Genomic DNA, 23,804 nt, shown 5'->3' with positions numbered 1-23,804 from the left:
AGCTTAATTTATCCTGACGGGCAGTTTAAATTTGACCCCGTTTTAAAAGTAAATAGTGACTTCGTGACTAGAAATGTAATGATTGCCGAAAGTTACCTTGATCCATCTTAGATGTATTGTGATAACTGCACATTTTATCTGTGTTAATTTGTGTCAATTTGAGTTGAACTTTCTTCATTAATTATTGAGTGCCGCTGTAACTAGGCGATGAAGTAGCAATACTTAAGCACTTAGCTTTTAACTCTCAGTGAGAGAGTTTTTCTCCCATAAACCCTATTTTTCATTTTCCTTAATGACTCAGTATATTTACAGAAGCTGTCGATAAACCAGGAAGACTATACTTTCAGTGAGCAACTTATATTTTTTGTAGTGGTACTATTCTCTGCTAGATAAAAATAAGTCTTTAAAGTGATCTCTTTCGCGTTCTTAAACCCCGATTACTCCCTAATCTATTCTCAATACAATCGAATTTTCTCAAGAAAGACTTGTGGTAACTTCTCAAGGGTACTGGGGGAGCTGAATGTTGAAAACTTTGCTTAATAAAATTTTTAAGATTCTTACACAAGAGGTAAATAATGGAAAACTTATCAAGGGGAGAAATTGATCACACTGACTCGGCAAGTGCTGTATTCTTGCCAAATAAGACTTATTAGTCCAACACTATTCAATGTATTTTTATATTCCAGAATAATTTGTTTAATTCAAAGAAAACACATAACCATGGAGTTTACAGTCTCTTTACAGTGGCTTAATCATAACTAAAGTTAAGAAGCAAAACACAAATTATAATTGTTATTACCACGCAATCAATGACAAATTAGCTTGATTAAGCAATTAGGTGATTTTTCTACTTCGGCAACCAAAACATCGCAACATCTTGGTGAAAATACCTAGAAAATATTCCTGATTTTAGAATTTATCCTAGTAGATAGGATATTAGATTTGCCAGAGAGAAGGTGGGATGGTGGCAGTCCAAAAAATCGGAACAAAATTTAGTGAATAAGCAAATAAAAGACTTAAAAAATATCTCATCAGAAGATCAAGAACTAAATTCTCAGCTAATCGCATCAAATGGCGCTCATACTGCACTTCCTTACAAACAATGCCTCCATCATCTGTTTGAGGTGCAGGTAGAGAACTCACCCAATGCCGTAGCTGTAATTTGTGAAAACCAGCAGCTAACTTACGCCGAATTGAACCACCGTGCTAATCAGCTAGCTAACTATTTACAAAAGGTTGGTCATATTGGGCCGGAGATGCTAGTGGGCATCTTCGTCGAGCGCTCTTTAGAAACAGTAGTGGGACTGCTGGGTATCCTCAAGGCTGGTGGAGCTTATGTGCCTTTAGACCCCAGTTATCCCCAAGAGCGTCTAGCTGATCTTCTGGCCGATTCGCAGTTGTCAGTCATACTGACCCAAGAAAAATTAATCTCATTACTGCCAGAGCATCAGGCGCAGGTCATTCTTTTAGATACAGACTGGCAAAAGATCGCTACTGAAAGTCAAGAAAATATTATCAGTACCGTTAAGCCAGAAAACTTAGCTTATATAATTTATACATCAGGTTCTACAGGTAAGCCCAAAGGTGTTGTCATCGAGCATAGCGGTGCTGTTAACACCATTATTGATATTAATCAGCGCTTTCAGGTAGGAAGCCAAGACCGAGTTTTAGCCGTATGTTCCTTAAATTTTGACCTCTCAGTCTACGATGTCTTTGGTTTACTAGCTGCTGGCGGGTCAATTGTCCTTCCTAAAGCCGACACAGCACCAAACCTCCCTAATTGGCTGGAACTAATGGTGCGAGAAAAAGTGACTCTGTGGAACTCTGCACCGCCGGTGATGCAGATGTTTGTCAGGCACCTAGAGAACTACTCTCAAAGCCTACCTGCATCAGTACGTTTGGTACTCTTGAGCGGAGACTGGATTCCTGTAACTCTGCCCAGTCAAATCCGGGCAATGGTGGAACAAGTCGAAATTATTAGTCTTGGGGGTGCAACTGAGGCATCTATCTGGTCGATTTATTACCCTATTGAAACTATTGATCCGACTTGGAAAAGCATCCCCTACGGCAAGCCCTTAACTAACCAAGATTTTCTGATACTCGACGAGCAACTCCAGCCAATTCCTGCTGGGGAGACAGGAGAATTGTACATTAGTGGCGCTGGTCTAGCGCGGGGCTATCTCAACCGTCCAGAACTAACTGCCGAGAGATTCATCACCTGCCCATTGAACGGTGAACCAGAAGCCCGCCTTTATAAAACCGGAGATTTAGGACGCTACCTCGAAGACGGTAACATTGAGTTTCTTGGTCGCATCGACCATCAAGTGAAAATTCGGGGTTTCCGGGTTGAGCTTGGTGAAATTGAGGCAGTACTCAGGCAAAATCCTGCTGTGCAAGAAGCTTTGGTCTTATTACGAGAAGATGTCCCCGGTGAAAGGCATTTAGTTGCCTATGTCATGGGTGATTCAGAATATCAGGATTCAGAAGAACTGACGGCTGAAATTCAAAGCGAACAAATCGAGCAATGGCAGCTTATTTATAATGACGACTCTATAAGTCAAGCTGCTTTACCAGAAGATCCTACCTTCAATATCGGCGGCTGGAACAGCAGCTATACAGACGAACCTCTCCTAGTTGAGGAAATGCGCGAATGGGTCAACCAAACCGTGGAGAGGGTTCTGGCACTAAGACCGGACCGGGTACTCGAACTGGCTTGTGGCAATGGTTTGCTTTTATTTCGCATTGCCCCCCACTGTAGCAAATATTGGGGCATCGACTTTTCCTCACTGGTTCTGCGCTATGTCCAGAGTGTGTTGGCACTTCCAGGGCAAGAGCTACCCCAAGTCACTCTTGACCAAAGAATGGCAGACAACTTCGAGGGGGTAGAAGCCGCCAGCTTTGATGCGGTGATTCTCAACTCGGTGCTGATGTATTTTCCCAGCACTGACTACTTACTCACAGTTTTGTCTAATGCGGTGAAAGCAGTTGCCCCTGGCGGTTTTGTTTTCGTCGGAGACATCCGTCACCAAGGACTACTAGAAGCCTTCCATACCTATATTGAGTTACACCAATCACCGGAACAAGCCTCAAGGACGCAGCTCCAACAGAGGGTGCAAAAGCGCCTCATTGAAGAAGATGAACTACTGATTGACCCAGCTTTTTTCACTGCTCTCCAGCAGTACTTACCGAATGTCAGCCATGTAGAAATTCAGCTCAAGCGGGGTCGCTATCACAATGAGATGACCCAGTTCCGCTACGATGTGATTCTCCATGTTGACTCTGCTGCTCCTTCCAGCAAAGAATATCAGCAGTTGGATTGGCAAGAAGAAAAACTGACCATCCCAGCCATCCGCCAGCTTTTGAGAGAAACTCAACCTGAAGCTCTCGGTATCCAGCGAGTACCTAATGCACGTCTGCAATCTGCTCTAGAGGCTGTGGAACTTCTGGCTAATCCCTCTGGGCCAGAGACTTTGGCAGAACTACGACTGATGCTCCAAGAGTTACCAGGCATTGGAGTAGAGCCGGAGGATTTCTGGGAGCTAGGTGATGACTTACCTTACAGCGTCGAAGTTAACTGGTCAGAAGCTGGTACTGGTTGCTATGACGTGGTTTTTCGGTCTAACAACAGGGAATGCCAAGCAACCTCAAAAGAGTCAATCAAAGAGCTGGCCAAAGTTCCTGCCCTTGATGCTTCCTCATTCCGCAGCTACGCCAATAACCCTCTTAAAGGGAAACTTGCCCGTAAGATTGCCCCACAATTGCGCCGCTTCCTAGAGCAGAAGCTACCTAACTATATGGTGCCTGCGGCGTTTGTGATTCTCGATGCCTTCCCCCTAACTCCCAACGGCAAAATTGATCGTAAAGCCTTGCCAACACCGGATTTAGCCAAGCTGGAGTTAGATGATGACTTTGTGGCACCGAGGACTCCTTTTGAGGAATTGTTGGCAGGAATCTGGGCTGAGGTCATTGGTCTGAAGCGGGTTGGTATCCATAGCAACTTTTTTGCCTTGGGAGGACACTCGCTGCTGGCGGCCCAAGTTGTTTATCGGTTGCGGGAAACCTTGCAACTGGAAGTTCCCCTTAATCAACTGTTTGAACTACCAACCGTGGCAAGTTTAGCAGAACACATTGCTCTACTACACAAAGCTAATGCTGCCCCAGATTACCACCTTGAAGCAATTAAACCAGCTCCTCGAGGTGAACACCAACCCTTACCCTTATCCTTTGCTCAAGCTAGGCTGTGGTTCCTTGACCAATTAGAGGGTTTAAGTGGTGCTTACAACATCGGCTTAGCTTTGCGTCTGACTGGGGTACTCAACATTAAAGCGCTAGAGCAAAGTCTAACGGAAATTGTGCGGCGTCACGAAGCACTGCGTACCATCTTCCCCACAGTCGATGGAACTCCAGTTCAAGTGATTACTCCAGTCAAGCCAATTACCTTGCCAATAGTACAGCTGCAAACACTGCCAGAAGAGGAGCTGTCTACGGAGGTTAAGCGCTTAGTTACAACAGAAGCCCATCGGCCCTTTAATATAGCCCAAGATTGCTTGCTGCGCGGCTCTCTGCTGCGCCTCGGTAAAGAATCCCATATCTTGATGGTGACAATCCACCACATTGCCGCCGACGGCTGGTCTTTAGGGGTATTACTCCGAGAGTTGACCCTTCTCTACCAAGACTTCTGTACAGAAACCACTCCTTCCTTAGCAGAATTACCCATTCAGTATGCTGACTTTGCTTACTGGCAACAACGGTGTTTGGCCGGGGAAGTGCAGTTAAATCTGCTGGAATACTGGCAACAACAATTGACAGGCGCTCCACCCCTTCTAGAACTTCCCACTGACCGCCCTCGTCTTCCAGTCCAAACCTACCAAGGCAGTACGGAAAAATTTCAGCTCACACCTCAACTAACTCAACAGCTGCAAACCTTGAGTCGGCAGTCAGGAACTACCTTGTTTATGACCCTTCTCGCCGCCTTTGTGGTCTTGCTCTCGCGCTATAGCTCTCAGGAAGATATTGTGGTTGGTTCTCCTATTGCCAACCGGACTGCTCAGGAGACTGAGTCTTTAATTGGCTTTTTTGTCAATATGCTGGTGCTGCGCAACCAAGTACAAGGTAACCAGAGTTTTGCTGAGTTACTGAGTCGAGTGCGGCAGTGTGCTCTGGATGCCTATGCTAATCAGGATATGCCTTTTGAGCAACTAGTAGATGTGCTGCGTCCAGAACGCAACCTCAGCTACAACCCACTGTTCCAAGTCATGTTTGTCTTGCAGAATACACCGACTAACAATCTGGAACTACCTGGTCTGCAAGTCACTCCTGTAGAAGTAGAGATCAAAACGGCCAAATTTGATTTGACCCTGTCGCTAGAGGAAACTGAGCAGGGACTTGAGGGTTACTGGGAATACAACACCCATTTATTTGATGCCACAACCATTGCTCGGATGGCAGGTCATTTTCAGACCTTGTTGACAGGAATCGTTGCTGACCCCCAACAACAAGTTGCCAAACTACCTCTACTGACGGAAAACGAGTTGCCTCAGCTGTTAGTAGATTGGAACCATACCCAGGTAGACTATCCCAGCGACTGCCTGCATCAGCTATTTGAAGCTCAGGTGGAACAGACTCCAGATGCTATAGCGGTGGTTTTTGACCAAGAGCAACTCACCTACCAAGAACTCAATAGCCGCGCTAATCAACTGGCACACTATCTAGAAACTCTTGGTGTGGGAGCTGAAGCTCTGGTAGGTATCTACCTACAGCGTTCTTTAGATATGGTGGTGGCTTTGTTGGCTGTCTTAAAAGCAGGCGGTGCTTACGTCCCCTTAGACCCTGCCTATCCCCAAGACCGCGTGACCTTCGTACTCGAAGATGCCCAGGTCTGTGTGCTGTTGACTCAGAGCGACTTAGTTAATAAGTTACCAGAACTGGGAACGCAGGTCGTCTGTTTAGATACCGACCAGCAAAACTTTAGTGACCAGCCCCAATCTAACCCAGTTAGCATGGTTACTTCGGGCAATCTCGCCTACGTGATTTACACCTCTGGTTCCACTGGCAAACCAAAAGGAGTAAAAATTATCCACAATGCTGTGGTTAACTTCTTGGTCTCCATGTCTGGGCAGCCTGGCCTGAGTGCGGAGGATGTTCTGGTCGCAGTTACTACTTTATCTTTTGACATCGCAGCTCTGGAAATTTTTGGTCCCCTGAGCGTTGGTGGACGCGTAGTTATTGCCAGTCGGGAGATTGCCTCAGATGGTCGCCAACTGGCGGCTCACTTAGCTCAATCAGAAGCTACGTTAATGCAGGCAACACCGGCCACCTGGCGAATGCTTCTCGAATCGGGATGGCAAGGCTCTGAAAAATTGAAAATGCTCTGTGGCGGAGAGGCTCTTTCCCGAGATTTAGCGGAACAATTACTGCCCAAAGGGGCTTCTTTGTGGAATCTCTACGGCCCGACAGAGACAACTATCTGGTCAGCAGTTGGCGAGGTGAAGACAGGAAAGGAACCGGTGCGTATTGGCCATCCGATTGCTAATACCCAGTTCTATATCCTTGATGCTCAGCAGCAGCCGGTTCCCATTGGCGTTCCTGGAGAACTGCACATCGGCGGTGCAGGACTTGCCCGAGGCTACTTGAATCGTCCCGAACTGACTGTTGAGAAGTTTATTGGCAATCCTTTGAGCAATGAGCCTGGTGCACGTCTTTACAAAACAGGCGATCGCGTTCGCTATTTGGCAGATGGTCAAATTGAGTTTCTGGGACGGATTGATTTTCAAGTCAAAATTCGGGGCTTCCGCATCGAGTTAGGAGAGATTGAGTCCTTACTCAGTCAGCATCCAGCCGTTAAGCAAGCGGTAGTTGTCGTGCGCGAAGAGGTTCCTGGCAATCAACGCCTGGTAGCCTATGTGATTGCCGACGGTGAGCCGCCGAATTCTACAACCTTGCGCACCTTCCTCCAAGAAAAGTTACCTGACTACATGTTGCCTGCTGCCTTTGTCCTGCTGGATGTCCTACCCCTGACTCCCAATGGCAAAGTAGACCGCCGTGCTTTACCTGCACCAGATCAAACTCGGCAAGAGCTAGAAGAAAGCTTTGTGACTCCCCAAGATGAGTTAGAACTACAACTAGCTAAAATTTGGGAACAATTTCTGGGAGTTCAACCCATTGGTATCAAAGATAATTTCTTTGAGCTGGGAGGAAACTCTTTGCTGGCGGCTCGCTTGCTTGATCACATCCAGAAAGCCTTCGACAAAAATTTATCCCTGGCTAATATTTTCCAAGCACCAACCGTTGAGCAAATGGCAAATATCATCCGCTCAGAAGGTTGGTCATCTCCTTGGGTATCCTTGGTGCCAATTCAGGCAACGGGAACAAAACCACCTCTGTTCCTGTGCGAAGGAGTGGGCATTTACAGCACTCTGATTCCTTATCTGGGTTCGGATCAGCCCCTTTACGGACTGGCTGCTCCAGTAAGTGAACGGCAAAAGTTCTCCTCAGGACCGGTGCGGGAACTAGCGACGCACTATATTCAAGAAATGCGCACTATCCAGCCTGAAGGCCCATACTTTTTGGGGGGTTTATCCTGGGGAGGAGCTATCGCTTTTGAAGTGGCTCAACAGTTAGTCGCCCAGGGTCAGGAGGTGGCATTGCTGGCATTTTTTGATACCATTCTGCCTAGTGCTTTTGGGAAATTGCCCCTGCTCAAGCGTGTCTCAATTCACTGTAAGAATGCTAAGAAACTTGGGCTCTCCTACTTTACCAAGAAATTCAGTGATAAATTTGAACTCTTCCAAAGGAGAATTCGGAGGGTACGTGCCCAGTTTTCTCTGGCTACAGGCACAGAAATGCCTCTTGAAATCGAATACTTTGCCATGTATGCGATCAACGAGCAAGCAGTCAAAGGCTATGTGCCACAACCTTATTCAGGAAAAGCAATTCTCTTCAAAGCAACCCAACGGATTGATGCGGAAACCTCCGATATTGATCCTGATCTCGGTTGGGGTGGACTGGTTACTGGAGGGTTGGAGAGCTATGAAATTCCTAGCACTCACCTGGGTTTGTTACAAGAACCCGATGTCCGTCTGGTTGGTGAACAACTGAAGACTTGCCTTGAGCAGGCTCAGCTGACAAGGTAGTTTCGATAAATTCTGCAAGTTTGCAGTTTTGAAGGTTGGAGATTGGGCAGATTTTTGCTCAGTCTCCAATTTTTGTGTTGTTGTAAATTCAAGATAATCTGAACACAATGCTGATTGTTATTATCAAGTAGATTCCAGATAGTAAAGTCGGAAATCATGTACTTTTTAACACTACTAGATACACGTGTACCCTGACCATTACTTAGATAACCTTTAGTTGTCATGTCATCTGGTTCAAAAGTGCTAAAGGTTCTTCTTGATCCCAAGACTTCAAAGACCTTACTATACATCGACATTGGGCAACAATCTGAATAGCATGCTGCGCGTAAGCGCAAATATCTTACTCACTTATATAGCAATCCTCAATGAGATAAGAACACTCTCCTTTGTCTCCCTCGTCTCCCCTGTCCCCCTTGGCAAATAAACACTCAATGGGCTGCCCCACTACCAGTAGCTTTAGTTTTTTTAAAGAAAAGAATAGCAATACCACTCAACAGTAACGCCATTCCAATAAAGTAAAAACAATCGTTAAAGGCTAGTACAAATGCCTCACGGCGAACTATGTTACTAATAGCAGCGATCGCTTGTTGTTTGGCTGTCAATAAATCAGCCCCTCGACTGACAAAATACTGAGTCATTTGCTCCAGTCGTTGTTGAGTTTGGGGGTCATATAAAGAAATAGTTTCTCCCAAGCGATTTGAGTGAAACTGCTCCCGGCGTGTCAATAAAGTTGCTAGGGCTGCAATCCCCATGGAACCTCCTAAATTACGCATCATATTGAACAAACCACTAGCAGAACCTGCTTGTTCCGGCTCAATATTCGCTGTAGCAATTGAGGAGAGAGGAACCATAATCAGAGGCTGTCCCATTGCTCGGATTAATTGTGACCACCGCAATTGCTCAATTCCTGTATCATGAGTCATTGTCGAATTCATAAAGCAACTCACCGCAAACAAACTCACCCCCACAGCAATCATCAGCCGAATGTCAATACGCTGCATTAACTTAGGCACCAATGGCACAATAAATAACTGCGGTACTCCTGCCCACATAATTACCTCACCAATCTGCATGGCGTTATATTGTTGAATCTGAGCTAAATATAGGGGCAGAATAAAGATTGAACCGTACAGTCCAACTCCCAACGACACATTGACAATCGCTGCTAAGCCAAAATTGCGACGCCAAAGTAAACGTAAATTAATAAATGGACGCCTCCGGGTTAATTCAATCCAGAAGAAAATTGAGATAAAAATTGCGGCAATTACACTTAAACGAACAATTAAATCGGAGCTAAACCAGTCCTTACGACTCCCTTCTTCTAAAACCACTTGTAGGGAACCTAAACCAATTGCCATTGCCACAATTCCCCCCCAGTCTCCTTGTTTAAGCAATCCTAACTGCAAAGGTTGGGGTTCAACCGCATACCAAACAGCGGTTAGCAAGAATAATCCGGGGACTAAGTTCAGGTAAAAGACATAATGCCAGCTATAGTTCTCGGTTAACCATCCTCCTAATGTCGGTCCAATTGAAGGGGCAAATGTGGCGGTAAGGGCAAACATTGCTAAACCAATTGACTGCTTTGCAGGCGGTAGTCTGGTAATAATAAAAGTGAATGCCATGGGGATTAAAACGCCCCCAGTAAACCCTTGCAAAGCACGAAATACAATCATGGAATTGAGATTCCATGCCCAAGCGCAGCACACGGAAAAAAATGTAAATAGGGCAGCGTTAGTGAAAAGATACCAGCGTATGGAAAAAACCCGCGACAACCAGCCCGTGAGGGGAATAACAACAATTTCAGCAACTAAGTAAGCCGTGGAAATCCAAGAACCTTCTTCTAGGGTGGCACCCAATGCCGCTTGAATATCTTTGAGGGAGGCGTTGGTAATTTGAATATCCAGCACCGCCATAAAAGCACCCAAAATCGTCCCGATAAGACCAATCCAAGTTTTTAGAGAAACCTGATCAGAATTAGGTGGTGCAGTGCTTGAGGAATTCCTCTGGGGAGAATTGGACGACTCAGTTTTATTCACAAAAGCCCCCTGATGTAAATAGGTGGATCATCAAATACTCTTAGTCAGAATTCTCCTCGAGATCAACACTAACCACTGCTGACATCCCTGGAGTAATCCGCGATTCATACCCCCGGATACTTTGAGGTTCAAAGGTAATTTTAACGGGAATACGTTGCACGACTTTAGTAAAGTTACCCGTGGCATTATCTGGAGGCAATAGGGCAAATTCAGAACCAGAGGCAGGTGAAATGCTCTGCACTTTACCTGTAAAAGTGTGCTTGGGGAAGGCATCAAGTTTAATTTCTACCATTTGCCCTGGCTTCATTTCTTCTAGCTGGGTTTCTTTAAAATTAGCTGTAACCCAGTAATTATTCTCCACAATTGCCATTAAAGGGGTTCCTGATTGTACTCTTTGCCCCACTTCTACCGATTTATGACCAATTTGTCCTGCTACGGCAGCTGTAATGCTGGTGTAGGATAACTGCAGCTGAGCGTCCTTAAGGCTGGCTTCAGCTTGAGCGATCACTGCTTGGGCTGCCCCATACTTGGAACGATCTACATCAGTTTGCACTGCCGCAGCGCTAGCTTGCTGCAATCCAGCTCTCGATTGCGCTAGTTTTGCCTGAGCGGAAGAAACACCTTGTTGTGCTTGAGCTAGTTTTGCTTGCGCTTGTTGTACTACTTGCTCGGCGGAATTTCTTTGGGCTAGAGCCACCTCATAAGAAGCTTTGGCATTATCTAACTGCTGACGAGCTACTGCACCTGTACTATACAAGCTGCTATAGCGGTTGTAATCTGCTTTGGCTTTTTCAAGATTTGCCTTCGCCTGTTGTACTTGAGCTTGCGCTACAGGAATGCCAGCACGCGCCTCGTTGACTGCGGCTTGAGCGGCTGAAATGCCCGCTAGTGCATCACTGATATTGCCCTGTGCTTGAGCAGTTTGAGCTTGGGCATTTTGATCGGTTTGCTCAATTGTGGTTTGGGCAGCGTTAGCCTGACGTTGAGCTGATTGTAGAGCAGCTTGCGCCTGCAGCACTTGCATTTTGTAGTCGCTGGGGTCAAGTTCCACTAAAAGCTGACCTTGTTGCACTTGCTGATTATCATTGACATCCACTGCCAAAACAGTGCCATTAATGCGGCTACTGACGGAATCAATGTGTCCAGCAACTGTGGCGTTGTCTGTGTCTTCGTGAGTGGAGGCGTATTGCCACCAGCGATAGCCGAAACTACCGGCAAGAATTGCTCCTACTCCCAATGCTGTCACAATCAGAGCTTTTGACCATCTAGAACGAGATGGTTTCTCTGGAGGTTTGCTGTCCTGTTCTTCTGATGGGGGAAGGCGACTTTCTCGTTGGGTTACCACTGCTGGAACCTGAAATTCTAGTTCGGCGACAGTGGGTTTATGTCCGTTGAGTGAGCTATTTTCTAAGGTTTTCATCTTTGGTACATGCTTAGGTGTTGTCGGTTGAGACTGGGGTAAATGAGAAAAGAAAGGGAGCTTTTATTTCTTATGCGTAATATCTGAATGTTTTAATACTTGAAGCTTTTATTTCTTGTGCGTAATATTATGCTGATCCTATAACCTTCAGGAGCTTTGGCTATCTACCGAGAGAAGGAAGCGAGTTAGGCGTTAAGACAGATTAGCGATCGCTCGATCAAGGAGTTCCGAGAACTGCTCGCGTTCTGCCGCCGAAAGCCCTTGGAAGGCGTGTTCCCTGAGTTCAAGAGCAATGGGTGGTAATTCTTCTTGGAGTTGCTTTCCGTCGTCAGTGAGCCAGATACGCCAGATACGGCGATCACGAGCATCACGTTCTCGCCGAATTAGCTTTCGTTGCTCCATCCGGTCTAAAACGCCAGTTAAAGTGCCTCCTACTTGTTGCAGCCTTTCCCCGATGCGGCAGGTGGGCAAACCATCTTCCTTCCAAAGACAACACAGTACCACCCAATGAAAGGGAGTTAGTCCAAAGGAATCGAGTTGTTCTTGAAACTTACGCGCTAGAAGCTGAGATAGGAGTTTAATTCGGTATCCTACACCGTAAGGAGCTAAAACTTCCTTCCACTCCTTGGGGAACCCAGGCTCTAGAGAAGGAGAGACCATTAGTGCGTCCTCTAATTTATTTCGTACCCTTAACATAATTATACGTAATTTATTTAATTTGTCTAGTTTTACCTTCTGTAAACTATGAGGGCGTCTTTTTCTGATCTGACAACTCCATCAAAGGGCGGCACAGTAGACTTAGATTAGGTGATGTAGGAGGCAAAAGAGATCAAAGCAAGACAGCAGTTTCTCAATAGATAACAAAAAATTTCTGATCAAAATGCTTCAACAAACAACTGATAAAATTAGCCATATCTTAGATCAGCAACGCCAATTATTTAGTACAGGTAAAACCAAAGATGTGGCGTTTCGGATTGAACAGCTCCAGCTTTTAAAAAAAGTCGTTGTTCAAAACCAGGCTGCTATTCTCAAGGCACTACAAGCCGACTTGGGTAAACCAGAGTTGGAAAGCTACGCCACAGAGATTGGAGTAGTTATGGAAATTAATCATGCCTTAAAGCATATTAAGTCTTGGGTTAAACCCCAAAAAGCTTCAATTGGTATTGAGCAATTTCCTGCGGCTGCGAGAATTTATCCAGAACCTCTGGGAGTTGTCTTAATCATCAGTCCCTGGAATTACCCCTTTCAACTGGCGATATCTCCTCTAGTGGGTGCGATTGCTGCTGGGAATTGTGCGGTGATGAAACCCTCTGAAATTTCCTCTCACACCTCGCGAATTATTGCTGATATTATTGCAACCAATTTTGACCCTGCCTATGTTACTGTCGTCGAAGGTGGGGCGGAAACCAGCCAACAACTACTAGAGCAAAAATTTGACCACATATTTTTTACTGGAGGAACAGAAATTGGCAAAATTGTTATGGCTGCTGCTGCCAAACACTTAACCCCCGTCACCTTAGAATTAGGGGGGAAAAGTCCTTGTATTATTGATGCCGATGTTAGTCTTGAACAGGCAGCAAAACGAATTACTTGGGGCAAGTTTATCAATACTGGTCAAACTTGTATTGCACCAGACTACCTACTGGTAGATAGTAAGATCAAGCCTGATTTATTAGCAGCGATTAAAGTCTGTATTCGTGAATTTTATGGAGAAGATCCAGCTAAAAGTTCAGATTACGGCAGGATTATCAGTTCCAAACATTATCAACGTCTAACTGAACTGCTCAATGCAGGAGACATTGTAATTGGTGGACAGACAAAGCCGGAAGATCGCTACATTGCCCCCACCGTAATTGATAAAGTTTCTCTGAATGACCAGATCATGCAAGAAGAAATTTTCGGACCAATTCTGCCTGTAATTACCTATAGTAATCTGAATGAAGCTATTGCTATTGTCAACCAGAAACCGAAACCACTGGCGCTTTACTTCTTCTCTAGAAACAAAGAGAAGCAAGAGCGCATCTTGCAAGAAACTACTTCCGGCGGTGTCTGTTTAAATGACACTATCATGCAAGTTGGTGTTCCTTCCCTACCTTTTGGTGGTGTGGGTAGCAGCGGTATGGGTAGCTATCATGGCAAAGCTAGTTTTGATACTTTTTCTCACCAAAAAAGCGTTTTGAAGAAGAACTTCTGGCTAGATTTTGTGAATAATTGGCGGTATGCACCCTACAATAATGCCAAGATGAATTTCATCAAGAAAATTATTAGTTAGATCAGTTTGATTGACCAGATAGTAAAGCTTATTTAGGAGAGCCTCAAATTTGGACTCCTCATAAAAAACCCCAAAATAGAGAATTAACGTCACAGCAACAAAAAGCCAATAAAGCTCTATCTTCCCAGCGAATCTTTGTGGAACATCTAATTCGTGTGGTTAAGATATTTAAAATAGCGCCAGAAAGATTTCGTCTGAATGCAAGGAAGTATAAATCGGTCATACTCACAATTTGTGGTTTAGTAAGATTGAGAATCTGCCGCTTAATTTTTCAAGCAGAAAAATTCCTTCATACCTAAAAATAAATGAACTTATTAACCTTCATAGTTGGCAGTCTTAACTAACAACAAATGTTGCTAATGCTGATTAGCCGTTGAATAGAGCTGAATCTGTCCCTGTCAGTTTAAGGGGTAGAAACCATTCAGTGAGGTGCTTTTGCTTTTCTGGAGATATCTATTAGACCTCTCCAGAAATGAGATTTTGGCTCAGGCAGCAGGAGGGCTTCAGGTTCTTTTTTGGAGAGGTCTAGTTACTACCATATCTACAGGCTTCTTAATAGGGCTAACAGCTATTGCTTATATTGAAACCCTCAAAGACTGTAAACAAGAGGAATACGAGACAGGAAAACCAATATCTTCTTCAGAGATATTAAATAAGTTTGTGCAGAAGCACAAAGATATATTGGAATGGTTCCAGGTTGGAAGCCATGACGGGAATTGGAGTATGGTAGAAGTTAGTTAATAAGGGTCTCCTGCTTTGCCTAAATCTTAGAACTCAAACTTAGCTAAAGCTACGGAAAAGCCAAACAAGAGTGGCTAGCCAGCTTCTTGAGTCCACGCTCAAAAGTAGTATCCGCCAGAAACGCTATCGGGCAGGTCGAGATAATCACTATGCCATTAAAGTAGTTCTGACTTAATTAAGTATTGTCGATGATAATTTTGAGTAAAGGGTGGCTTCACCTGAGAGTAATTGGTTCCAACTACAGCTTTCACGTTTTTGGCTTACTGCTGTCTCCTCAGTCAAAAACTGTGAAAGTACCTGGTTGATTTAACTGCTAGGGATTTATCCAAGCTACTATTGCTCTCGCCCGATTATTAGGTTCGCAAAATTTAATTCTTCAGGTGTAATAATATTGATTACACTTCAAGTTTTCGCGGTTTTTAGGACATCGACAGTTCCAGGCTTTTGTCAATAATCTTGAGATGCGTTTACCCTGGCACTTTTTATTTAAGGTTCTCAGAAAATTCAAACTTTTAGCTATAGGAGTGTTAACCCCGGTAATCATGCCAGATTACTAGGGCATTGGTACAGTGTTTTAGCAGTTGTTCTTACTGTCATTGCTTAAAATATCAACTGTAGAGTTAACCCAAGTGTGGCATCTGCCCTCTGCTCTAGGTGATTTCGGTCTAGAGTAGAACCAGAGGGAGTAAAGAGTACTTGGATAAGCTAGTAGCATTTTTGTAAGACATCGTTTTTGGATCTATGGCAGGACACAGTAAATGGGCTAACATCAAGCGCCAGAAAGCAAGAGTTGACGCTTCCAAAGGCAAGACTTTCGCTAAACTATCTCGGCAGATTATTGTAGCTGCTCGTAGCGGTGTCCCAGATCCAGAAGGGAATTTTCAGCTGCGTACAGCGATTGATAAGGCAAAAGCAGCGGGGATTCCCAGCGACAATATCGAAAGAGCGATCGCTAAAGGTGCAGGACAACTCGTACCTGACGGCGACAATCTAGAAGAGATTCGCTATGAGGGTTATGGACCAGGTGGTATTGCCATTTTGATTGAAGCCCTCACAGACAATCGCAATCGTGCTGCTGCTGACCTCCGAGAGGCCTTCCGTAAGAACGGTGGTAATCTTGGCGAAACCGGCTGCGTCAGTTGGATGTTTGAGCAGAAGGGTGTTGTTACTCTCACTGACGCAGTTGCCGAAGATCTGCTGTTAGAAGCTTCCTTAGAAGGGGGAGCAGACACTTATCAGCTAGCCCAAGAAGAAGATTTGGCAGCTGAGGTATTTACAGAAGTCAGCAATTTGGAAAATCTTAATCAAATATTAAAACGCAACGGTTTACCCATAGGTGAGGCAGAGTTGCGCTGGATTCCAGGTAATACCGTAGAAGTTACTGATCCAGACTTAGCGCGATCGCTTCTAAAGTTAATGGATGCTCTAGAAGAGTTAGATGACGTGCAAAACGTCACAGCAAACTTTGAAATGTCAGATGATCTGATGTCTTTGAGCATGGTGTAGCAGCCTGAGATTTAGGTAATCTAGACCAAAAGATTGCTATTTTGCAGGGATTTTTGAAAAAATTGAGTGCGGCTGTCGCTGCTGCTGATTAATTTTTTTATAAAATCTTAGCAACGCTGATGCTTGGTTTCATACAAACTTAATAGAAACTGGGCTAGCTTAGAGAAAATTGGTATAATCGGCACAAGGAAAGAAATATAAATGGCTTTAGGCGATCGCATCAGCCGGATAGTTAGAGCCAACTGTAATAACCTTACAGATAAGCTAGAGCCTGTAGAAGGCGGGGCTTTCATTGCTACAGGTGCTGCTACAGGTGCTGGGGTTTCGGCAACTGTTGGTGGGATGGGATTAGTCGGAGGCTTTGGAGGAGTCAGTATTGGCATGGTACGGTTACGGTTGTCGGAGCAGTGGCTGGCGCAGCCGCTTATGGCAGCAAAAAGGCAATCGAAGATGGAGATGCTTTGGCTTTAGGTTACTCTCGGAAAGACTCGGTGGTGCTGGACTTTCTAGCGCCGTTGGTGGGATAGGATTAGCTTTTTCGGGAACTGCTGTAGGTATTGGTATGGCTCCAGTTGCAGCAGTAGGTGCAGTGGTAGGTTTGAGTGCCTATGGTCTGAATCGGTTCCTTGAGGAGATAAAAACTACTAACAATCCTGAAAGAGCTATTGCATCCCTAGAACAACTTAAGCTGAATATACAGCAAGAAATTTATAGTCTAATTGCTAGCAAAGAACTTATTCAACAACAATACAAGCAAGCCCAGACTGAAGTTAATTCTTGGCATAAACGAGCTGGATCAGCCATCAAAAAGGGACGTGATGATTTGGCTCGCAAAGCTTTGCAGTGTAAGCTTTTTTCTCAGCAAAATGCTACTAATTTGAAAACTCAGCTTGAGCAGTTAACGGCAACAACAGAGTCTCTCAAAGATGACTTGAATGTTATAGAAAGAACCTTTACCGAAATTTAAAGAGAAACTGGGTTAAGGGAAAGTTGATTCGTCACCAACCGAGAGTATCGGCAATTTTGTTACTTAGTAATACAGGATTGAAAGGTTTAGCAATCAACACTGCTACACCCAATTGCTGAGGTTTTTGTGGAGTAAACCAGCGTGCTTTCGCCGTCAGTAATGCAACTGGAAGATGCTGTATAAGTCGATTATTTCTTAGTTATTGAAGAAATGTCAAGCCGTCCATTCCTGGCATTGAGACATCCAGAAGAATGGCATCAGGTTGCACCTCCAATGCCTGATCCAAGTCTTCCTTAGCGGAGGCTACTTCTAGCACCTCCCAAGCACCTATAGTAATCCTAAATAGATTGTGCAAAATAGTTGTTAAAAAGAAGCAGCATCATGCAATAGAGGAAGCTATCCGGACTACGCAATTCATTAGAAATAAGTGTATTCGTTACTGGATGGATTTTAAAAAAGAAGACAGGGTAAATAAATTTGCTTTAAATAAGTATTCAGCAGTTCTGCATAATCAGTTTAAACTTGTTAAAGATTTAAACAGTATGGCAGTACAATCTGCTGCCGAAAGAACATGGTCATCAATCAGTAGATTTTTCAGTGTAAACGCATCTAAAGATTATTGACAAAAGTCTGGAACTGCCGATGTCCTAAAAACTGCGAAAACTTGAACTGTAACCAATATTATTACACCTGAAAAATTTAATTTTGCGAACGTAATAATCGGGCGAGAGCAATAGTAGCTTGGATAAATCTCTAGCAGTTAAATCAATCAGGTACTTTTACAGTTCTTGACTGAGGAGACAGCAGTAAGCCAAAAATGTGAAAGCTTAGAACTAATTACTCTCAGGTGAAGCCACCCTTTACTCAAAATTATCATCGACAATAAATCTCTCCAAAAAATAAATCATTTGTACTTAAATAATATTTAAGAGCGTCTTTTGACAAGCCTAAATGAGTTCTGTATTTGAGCATATTCAACATAATCCCCAAGATGGCGTTTAGTTAGTCTGAAATATGGGCATCTAGAGTAAGTGCTAGAAAAAGCGAGGGAGTTAAATAATCAAAAACAAGTATTATCAGAGTCAAGAAAAGTAAGAATTATTGCTGCCGTAGGAGGTCGCAAAACAAAACTTTTTGACATATTTGGGATATTTAACAACATTCCAATTACTTGGCATTCAATTCGGAGTGAGTGAGATAACTACTAATGATAAGTTCAATTATTGGTTTTCTATTTGAGGCTAATTATTAGCTGCCAGCCTACTTGAACAGGTAAAAAAATCAAGTGGCAGCGAAATAGTTAAAGAATTTTAAAGCTAGTTTAAATTAATAGTAGATAGCTGTGAGCAAGCAATAGAAAGACCTGGAGAGTATTAAGAACAGAAAAAATACTACTCCGGCAAGAAGAAAAATCATATCAAAAAAAAATCAAGTTATTGTTTTAGCAAATGGCAAAGATATTGTGGATGTAGTAGCGGAAAAGCCTAGACCTAGTAGTGACCTCAATTTATTCCGTGAAAGTCAAAATAATTTTGACCCTAATCACAGATTTAATGGAGATAAAGCTTATGTCGGAGAGCTTTCAATTAGAACTCCAAAAGAGAGCGAAAAAAGTCAGAATTGACTGTAGAAAAAATCAAAATAAAGAACTAGAAGTTGAACGAGTTGTAGTCGAAAATTGGATTTGTGTAGTTAAGATATTTTGAGTATCTCAAGAAAAATTTGGATTGAATACCAGGAAATATGAGCAGATAATTTACATAGTTTATGGACTAGTTAGATTAAGAATTGGAGAACTAATTGCCACCAACATAATCATCTCTATTTTACCAAAGAAACAATAATAGCAACCCTCTGAAAAATGAGGATTTATTAATAGCAATTAATTTAAGTGCCTATTTTTGTGTAGAAACTGACTCTCTATTGAAATTGGCATCCCATGAGCGAAAGCCAGTTGCAGAGAGGTATTGAGTATTTTCAGAGAGGCTTAATAGATTCTTGGACTCCCTTGCACCAATAGATTTATGTGTAAAAATCAGAACTTTTGAGTAGTTCAGAGGGAGTAAGATAGACCTTATTTTCCAGGTAATAACGGAGGATTGCTTTTACGTAATCCCCGTGAGTAAGGCGCAGAAGGCTTGTGGCACTTTCAAGTTGGGGAAGAATTTTTTCATGGACTTTCAACTTGACTAGGCGTAATTTTTTGTAAATTTTTGCCCATCTGGCAACATAGCCAGTTAAAAACAGTTTTACTAAGTAGGTATACTTAGACATACCTACTTGGTGAAACTGCCATGAAATCAATATTAAGTAGTGTTAGCTTGTTGTTAACAGTGCTGCACCTGGCGGTGACCATGAGCTCAGAACCAGTAAAGGCACAAGTAACTATCCCAAATCCTGAGATGGCTGGGACTAATTCCCTAACTCAAGGTCACTCTCTACTCACGCAAGCTGTTAATCTCCCTGATATAGGAACGATGCTTGATCAAGATAAGGTGACTCAAGCAGTACCAATAATTGAGCAAACTTGGGAAAAGCAATATGAAGATTACTTTGGGATAAACTTATCTGATCAGTCAATGATGGCTGAGGAAATAGCAGCTACTTTGGGTAAAGTTGCGGCTCAAACTGGGAAAAAACCTGCCGTACTCTACATAATTCCACGACCACAGCAGCTAGAACTAGTATTAATTACTCCAGAAGGTAAACCAATTCACAAGCGTGTGTTGGAAGCAAACAACGAGGCTTTGCTTCAGCAATTACAACAGTTGAAAAATTCTATCTCGCACCTCGATTTTGTTAACACTAACTATTATTTACCACCAGCCCAGCAACTCTATCAATGGATGATTGCGCCTCTGGAAGCAGATCTTCAAGCCCACAAAATTGACACGCTACTATTTTGTATGGGTGCTGGTCTACGCACTCTGCCACTGGCAACATTGCATGATGGGCAACAGTTTCTTGTGGAAAAGTATAGCTTCTCCCGTATTCCAGCTTTTAAACTAACAGATACAGTTTACGCTGGTCTAAAAAGTTCGCAAGTTCTAGCAATGGGCGCATCAACATTTCAAGACCAACCTTCCCTACCTGCTGTCCCAGCCGAATTATCTAACATCGTTGAAGATTTATGGTCGGGAAAACTCTTCTTAAATCAAGATTTTACCCTAGCTAATCTGCAATCACAGCGTCAACAAAATTCTTTTAAGATTATTCACCTAGCAACTCATGCCGACTTCCAACCCGGAAAACCGAGTAACTCCTTTATTCAGTTTTGGGACGAGAAACTGACACTTGCTCAGATGAGGCAGTTAGGTTGGCAGCAGCCACCAGTGGAACTGTTAGTACTCAGTGCTTGTAAGACAGCTATCGGCGACAAAGAAGTTGAGTTAGGCTTTGCCGGGTTAGCAGTTCAGGCAAGGGTCAAGTCGGCTTTAGCCAGTCTTTGGTATGTCAGCGACGAGGGAACTTTGGGGCTGATGACAGAATTCTACCGTTCTCTGAAAACTGCACCAATCAAAGCAGAGGCCCTTCGGCAAGCCCAGATAGCAATGCTTACAGGGCAAGTGCGTTTGGCAGATGGTCAACTGCATAGTTCTAGAGGAAATACACCTCTACCGCCTGCACTGGCCTCACTTGAGAACGAAAATTTGTCGCATCCCTACTATTGGGCAGCCTTTACACTAGTTGGTAGTCCTTGGTAAAACTCAGACTGGCGTTGGTAAATGAAGGTGTGATTAAGAGATAAGGCGATTAGCCCGTAGGGCTAGGGCTTGCGCTTGCGCTAAACAGGAATATGCTTTTGAATGCAAGGTACTGGAACATCTTGGAATTCATAGCATTTCTCGCACTTATGAGGCACAGTAAAGTTCAAGTCTATCAATTATGAAATTCAGCAATGAAATCTTATTCAAGTGAATTTCGACAGGAAATTATTGAAGTTTATCAAAAGGAAAATATCTTCATTAGGAGTCTCGCTCAACATTTTTGTGTTGCCAAAAGGTTTATCCAAAAGATACTCAAACAATATCAAGAAACAGGACATATCTATCCTCACCCTCAAGGAGGAAGTCCTTAATCTAAGCTGAAGAGAGATCACTTAATCAATTTAGTAGAAATTATCGAAACTCGCAATGATGCAACACTCGAAGAATTGTGTGATTTGCTCGAACAAAAGGTTCAAATTAGAGTCATTCGAGCTACTATGCGAAGAATCACGCAAAAATTAAACTATACTGTAAAAAAAAGCTCTACGCGGCAGAAAAAGAAACTGGGAACCTGCAGGAACAGCGATTTGAGTTTTGGTCAAAAATTCGTGATTTCCCCGTAGAAGACTTGATTTTTCTGGATGAGTCAGGAGTTAACCTGGCAATGGTTCGGCTTTATACCAGAGCTTTAAAAGGGGAAAAGAGCTAGAGGAGAAAAGCTCTAAAAAAGAGGCAGAAATATTTCGTTGATTGCAGCTTTATCAATTCGAGAAGTGGTGACATCCGTCAATATTTAGGTGGCGGTAGATGGCGTTACTTTTGATTTTTTTGTTGTTTAAGGATTAATCCCTAAACTCTGGAATAATACTTATGTTGTGATGGACAACGCCAAAATTCATCAAGTAGAGATGGTCAGAGAATTTCTCGAAAAAGCTGGAGCCAAACTGATTTATTTATATCCTTACTCTCCCGAATTCTCCCCCATGGGAAATTTTTGGTCAAAAGTTAAATCTATCTTGAAAAAGACAGCAGCCAGAACTTACCAAGATTTAGTCGATGAGATTGCCAACGTCATGCTTAAGGCAACTCAGTCAAATACTCGTAACTGGTTCGCTCATTGTTGCTGCTGCACCTCATGAGTGTGAGAAATACTATAAGTAATAAGTAATAAGTAAGAGGATTGATTTTTTTTGCGCTGCACAATCAGGGGACGAATAGGGGAACAATTAGTCCCCTAATATCCTAAATTCTCCCGCAAAGATGCAACGCCGATTTTTGAATCAGCTAACTTTAACTACTGAAATGAGAAGGTCTTTACAAGGGTCGATACACCCGGTAGTTAATCTGGGGGAAGATATTATCAATTTCCTCTACTTTCTCTAGCCAACCACTGTCAATTTTACCAATCTTGATGTCTTCGTAGAGCTTATTGAAGCGCATCAGGTGCGATCGTGTCCGTCGCACGGCATAAGGCACCATCGTCCCTGTGCGCATAATAAACGCCCAATCGGAGGACTGTGCCAGGAGTAGCTCTCGCGCCGCTTGGTTGAGGGCTTTCCATTCCAGGTCATCTCCGGGTTCCCGTCGCGACAAATCAATCATGCGCTCCGTGGCTTTGTGCAGATGAGGATAAACCCAAGCATTTGTCTCATTGAGCCAGTATTCATGGAATCCCTTGTAACCCCAACTAGATTGCGAAGGTTTACAGACTTGCTGGGTAGGATGATCCCGCAAATGATCCGCCAAATGGGTCATCTCGTAGGCATTCTGGTCATACCAGGATTTGCGGAACAAATAATCCAGGAACCAAGGGCCTTCGTACCACCAGTGACCAAATAACTCAGCGTCATAGGGAGAAACAATAACTGGTGGACGATGCATAATGCCAGCCAGATGTTGAACCTGCTGCTCCCGATTAAACATAAAGTTAGCAGCGTGTTCAGCCGCTTTTTCCCTTGCCCAGTAGGGATCGTAAAGTTCTTTATCACCTAAACCTAGACCACGACCTGTAATTTTGTGGTACTTGATGCCTGTGTTTTTCCGTTGCCCATTGGGCATAATATAGGGCTTGATGTAGTCGTACTCGGCTTCCCAGCCTAAATCTTTATAAAACTCTCGATATTCCGCTGCCCCAGGATATCCAACTTCTGAAGACCAAACCTGCTGCGATGACTCATGGTCGCGACCAAAAGCAGCAACCCCCGTTTCTGTAAATATGGGAGCGTAGGTGCCAAAGCGCGGTCGAGGCCGAGCATACAAAATACCATGCCCATCAGTAAGGAAGTAGCGCAGACCGGCATCAGCCAGCATCCTTTCTACGCCTTCATAGTAGGCACATTCTGGCAACCAAATACCTTGAGGAGGACGCCCAAAGTTTTCCTCGTAATGCTCGCAAGCTACCTGGATTTGTGCCCAAACGGCCTGGGGATACATCTTCATCAAGGGGAAGTAACCGTGAGTGGCACCACAGGTGATGATTTCCAGGTTATTGCTGTCTAGGAATTGCTTAAACGCCATTATTAGGTCGCCGCCATGGCGCTCCCAGGTTTGGCGAATCATGCTGAACTCGTTAACGTAGTGCTGAGCTAGGTAACGAATATGACCGTTGTGTTCGTTATGCTCGACTTCCTTTTCTACCAGTTCTTCCAATAAAGACAAATGGGCGTCGTAGCGCTCTTGCAGTAGCGGATCGCGCAGCATTGACACCAAAGGCGGTGTCATGCTCATGGTCATTTTAAAATCAACGCCATCCCGCTTTAATCCTTCGAATACATGTAGCAGGGGTATATAGGTTTCAGTTATGGCTTCAAAGAGCCACTCTTCTTCGAGAACATAATCACTTTCGGGATGCCTGACAAAAGGTAGGTGAGCGTGAAGGACAAGAGCGACGTAGCCAATAGCCATGGTGAATTAGAAGTCGTGGATCGGTGGATAACTAGAACTAAGGCAAGCTCGAATTTTACGTTATCTTAAGATTTTAGGACGAAAGGGGCGGCAAAAGCTTAGAAAAGTGTGAGGTTGTG

Annotated in this window: 13 protein-coding genes and 2 pseudogenes; 7 read left to right on the top strand and 8 right to left on the bottom strand. The window is 43.7% G+C overall.

The features are described 5' to 3' along the window. Nucleotides 1-995 precede the first annotated feature (995 nt). Nucleotides 996-8,132, top strand: coding sequence for a non-ribosomal peptide synthetase (locus ACT7WV_RS21655; protein ID WP_445104866.1), 7,137 nt, complete (start codon nt 996-998; stop codon nt 8,130-8,132). On the opposite strand, the gene ACT7WV_RS21650 is transcribed toward ACT7WV_RS21655, so the two are convergent. From ACT7WV_RS21650 to ACT7WV_RS21635, 4 genes are all read right to left on the bottom strand, one after another. Beyond that, the gene (locus ACT7WV_RS21650) at nt 8,117-8,356 is read right to left on the bottom strand and encodes an MEKHLA domain-containing protein (protein ID WP_445104865.1); all 240 of its coding nucleotides are present in this window, start codon (nt 8,354-8,356) and stop codon (nt 8,117-8,119) included. The genes ACT7WV_RS21655 and ACT7WV_RS21650 overlap by 16 nt on opposite strands. 204 nt (nt 8,357-8,560) lie before the next feature. Continuing rightward, entirely contained in the window at nt 8,561-10,168 is a 1,608-nt protein-coding gene (locus tag ACT7WV_RS21645; RefSeq protein ID WP_445104864.1) for a DHA2 family efflux MFS transporter permease subunit, read from the bottom strand. A 40-nt stretch (nt 10,169-10,208) separates the two neighbouring features. Beyond that, entirely contained in the window at nt 10,209-11,588 is a 1,380-nt protein-coding gene (locus ACT7WV_RS21640) for an HlyD family secretion protein (RefSeq protein ID WP_445104863.1), read from the bottom strand. Nucleotides 11,589-11,780: 192 nt separating this feature from the next. After that, complete coding sequence (locus ACT7WV_RS21635; protein ID WP_445104862.1) at nt 11,781-12,248, bottom strand: MarR family winged helix-turn-helix transcriptional regulator; 468 nt, start codon at nt 12,246-12,248, stop codon at nt 11,781-11,783. A gap of 193 nt (nt 12,249-12,441) precedes the next feature. On the opposite strand from ACT7WV_RS21635, the gene ACT7WV_RS21630 reads away from it, so the two are divergent. The 3 genes and pseudogenes from ACT7WV_RS21630 (at nt 12,442) to ACT7WV_RS21620 (ending at nt 16,107) form a co-directional block, all read left to right on the top strand. Beyond that, nucleotides 12,442-13,860: an aldehyde dehydrogenase gene (locus ACT7WV_RS21630; protein ID WP_445105711.1), complete on the top strand. Its 1,419-nt coding sequence runs from the start codon at nt 12,442-12,444 to the stop codon at nt 13,858-13,860. Between the two features lie 23 nt (nt 13,861-13,883). Next, nucleotides 13,884-14,159: pseudogene (locus tag ACT7WV_RS21625) on the top strand (transposase family protein); the annotation flags it as partial. 1,183 nt (nt 14,160-15,342) lie between these two features. Next, entirely contained in the window at nt 15,343-16,107 is a 765-nt protein-coding gene (locus tag ACT7WV_RS21620; RefSeq protein WP_445104861.1) for a YebC/PmpR family DNA-binding transcriptional regulator, read from the top strand. Between the two features lie 107 nt (nt 16,108-16,214). Here the strand turns inward: ACT7WV_RS21620 and ACT7WV_RS21615 are convergent, their stop codons facing one another. Then, a complete protein-coding gene (locus ACT7WV_RS21615) occupies nt 16,215-16,490 on the bottom strand; it encodes a hypothetical protein (protein WP_445104860.1) in 276 nt (91 codons plus the stop codon). On the opposite strand from ACT7WV_RS21615, the gene ACT7WV_RS21610 reads away from it, so the two are divergent. Then, nucleotides 16,484-17,074, top strand: a complete 591-nt coding sequence (locus ACT7WV_RS21610; protein WP_445104859.1) for a PspA/IM30 family protein — start codon at nt 16,484-16,486, stop codon at nt 17,072-17,074. The two genes, ACT7WV_RS21615 and ACT7WV_RS21610, sit on opposite strands and share 7 nt — an antisense overlap. A gap of 199 nt (nt 17,075-17,273) precedes the next feature. Here ACT7WV_RS21610 and ACT7WV_RS21605 read toward each other — a convergent pair whose 3' ends face one another. Continuing rightward, nucleotides 17,274-17,390: a response regulator gene (locus tag ACT7WV_RS21605; protein ID WP_445104858.1), complete on the bottom strand. Its 117-nt coding sequence runs from the start codon at nt 17,388-17,390 to the stop codon at nt 17,274-17,276. A 1,706-nt stretch (nt 17,391-19,096) separates the two neighbouring features. Further along, nucleotides 19,097-19,348: a hypothetical protein gene (locus ACT7WV_RS21595; RefSeq protein ID WP_445104857.1), complete on the bottom strand. Its 252-nt coding sequence runs from the start codon at nt 19,346-19,348 to the stop codon at nt 19,097-19,099. 20 nt (nt 19,349-19,368) lie between these two features. Here ACT7WV_RS21595 and ACT7WV_RS21590 point away from each other — a divergent pair, with 20 nt between their 5' ends. Next, complete coding sequence (locus ACT7WV_RS21590; RefSeq protein ID WP_445104856.1) at nt 19,369-20,778, top strand: CHAT domain-containing protein; 1,410 nt, start codon at nt 19,369-19,371, stop codon at nt 20,776-20,778. A gap of 194 nt (nt 20,779-20,972) precedes the next feature. After that, nucleotides 20,973-21,920: pseudogene (locus ACT7WV_RS21585) on the top strand (IS630 family transposase). Between the two features lie 175 nt (nt 21,921-22,095). Here the strand turns inward: ACT7WV_RS21585 and ACT7WV_RS21580 are convergent. Continuing rightward, a complete protein-coding gene (locus tag ACT7WV_RS21580) occupies nt 22,096-23,685 on the bottom strand; it encodes a glycoside hydrolase family 57 protein (RefSeq protein WP_445104855.1) in 1,590 nt (529 codons plus the stop codon). Nucleotides 23,686-23,804 lie beyond the last annotated feature (119 nt).

Source organism: Symploca atlantica LB2515 (assembly GCF_052546295.1).
The sequence above is the reverse complement of the archived record's forward strand: the minus strand, read 5'-3'. Positions and strand labels throughout refer to the sequence as shown.

Excerpts from the sequence above, each read along its gene's own strand:
- ACT7WV_RS21620 (WP_445104861.1), top strand. The coding sequence starts at position 15,343 with ATGGCAGGACACAGTAAATGGGCTAACATCAAGCGCCAGAAAGCAAGA.
- ACT7WV_RS21595 (WP_445104857.1), bottom strand. The coding sequence starts at position 19,348 with ATGTCTAAGTATACCTACTTAGTAAAACTGTTTTTAACTGGCTATGTT.
- ACT7WV_RS21580 (WP_445104855.1), bottom strand. The coding sequence starts at position 23,685 with ATGGCTATTGGCTACGTCGCTCTTGTCCTTCACGCTCACCTACCTTTT.
- ACT7WV_RS21590 (WP_445104856.1), top strand. The coding sequence starts at position 19,369 with ATGAAATCAATATTAAGTAGTGTTAGCTTGTTGTTAACAGTGCTGCAC.
- ACT7WV_RS21650 (WP_445104865.1), bottom strand. The coding sequence starts at position 8,356 with ATGACAACTAAAGGTTATCTAAGTAATGGTCAGGGTACACGTGTATCT.
- ACT7WV_RS21640 (WP_445104863.1), bottom strand. The coding sequence starts at position 11,588 with ATGAAAACCTTAGAAAATAGCTCACTCAACGGACATAAACCCACTGTC.
- ACT7WV_RS21615 (WP_445104860.1), bottom strand. The coding sequence starts at position 16,490 with ATGCCAATACTGACTCCTCCAAAGCCTCCGACTAATCCCATCCCACCA.
- ACT7WV_RS21635 (WP_445104862.1), bottom strand. The coding sequence starts at position 12,248 with ATGGTCTCTCCTTCTCTAGAGCCTGGGTTCCCCAAGGAGTGGAAGGAA.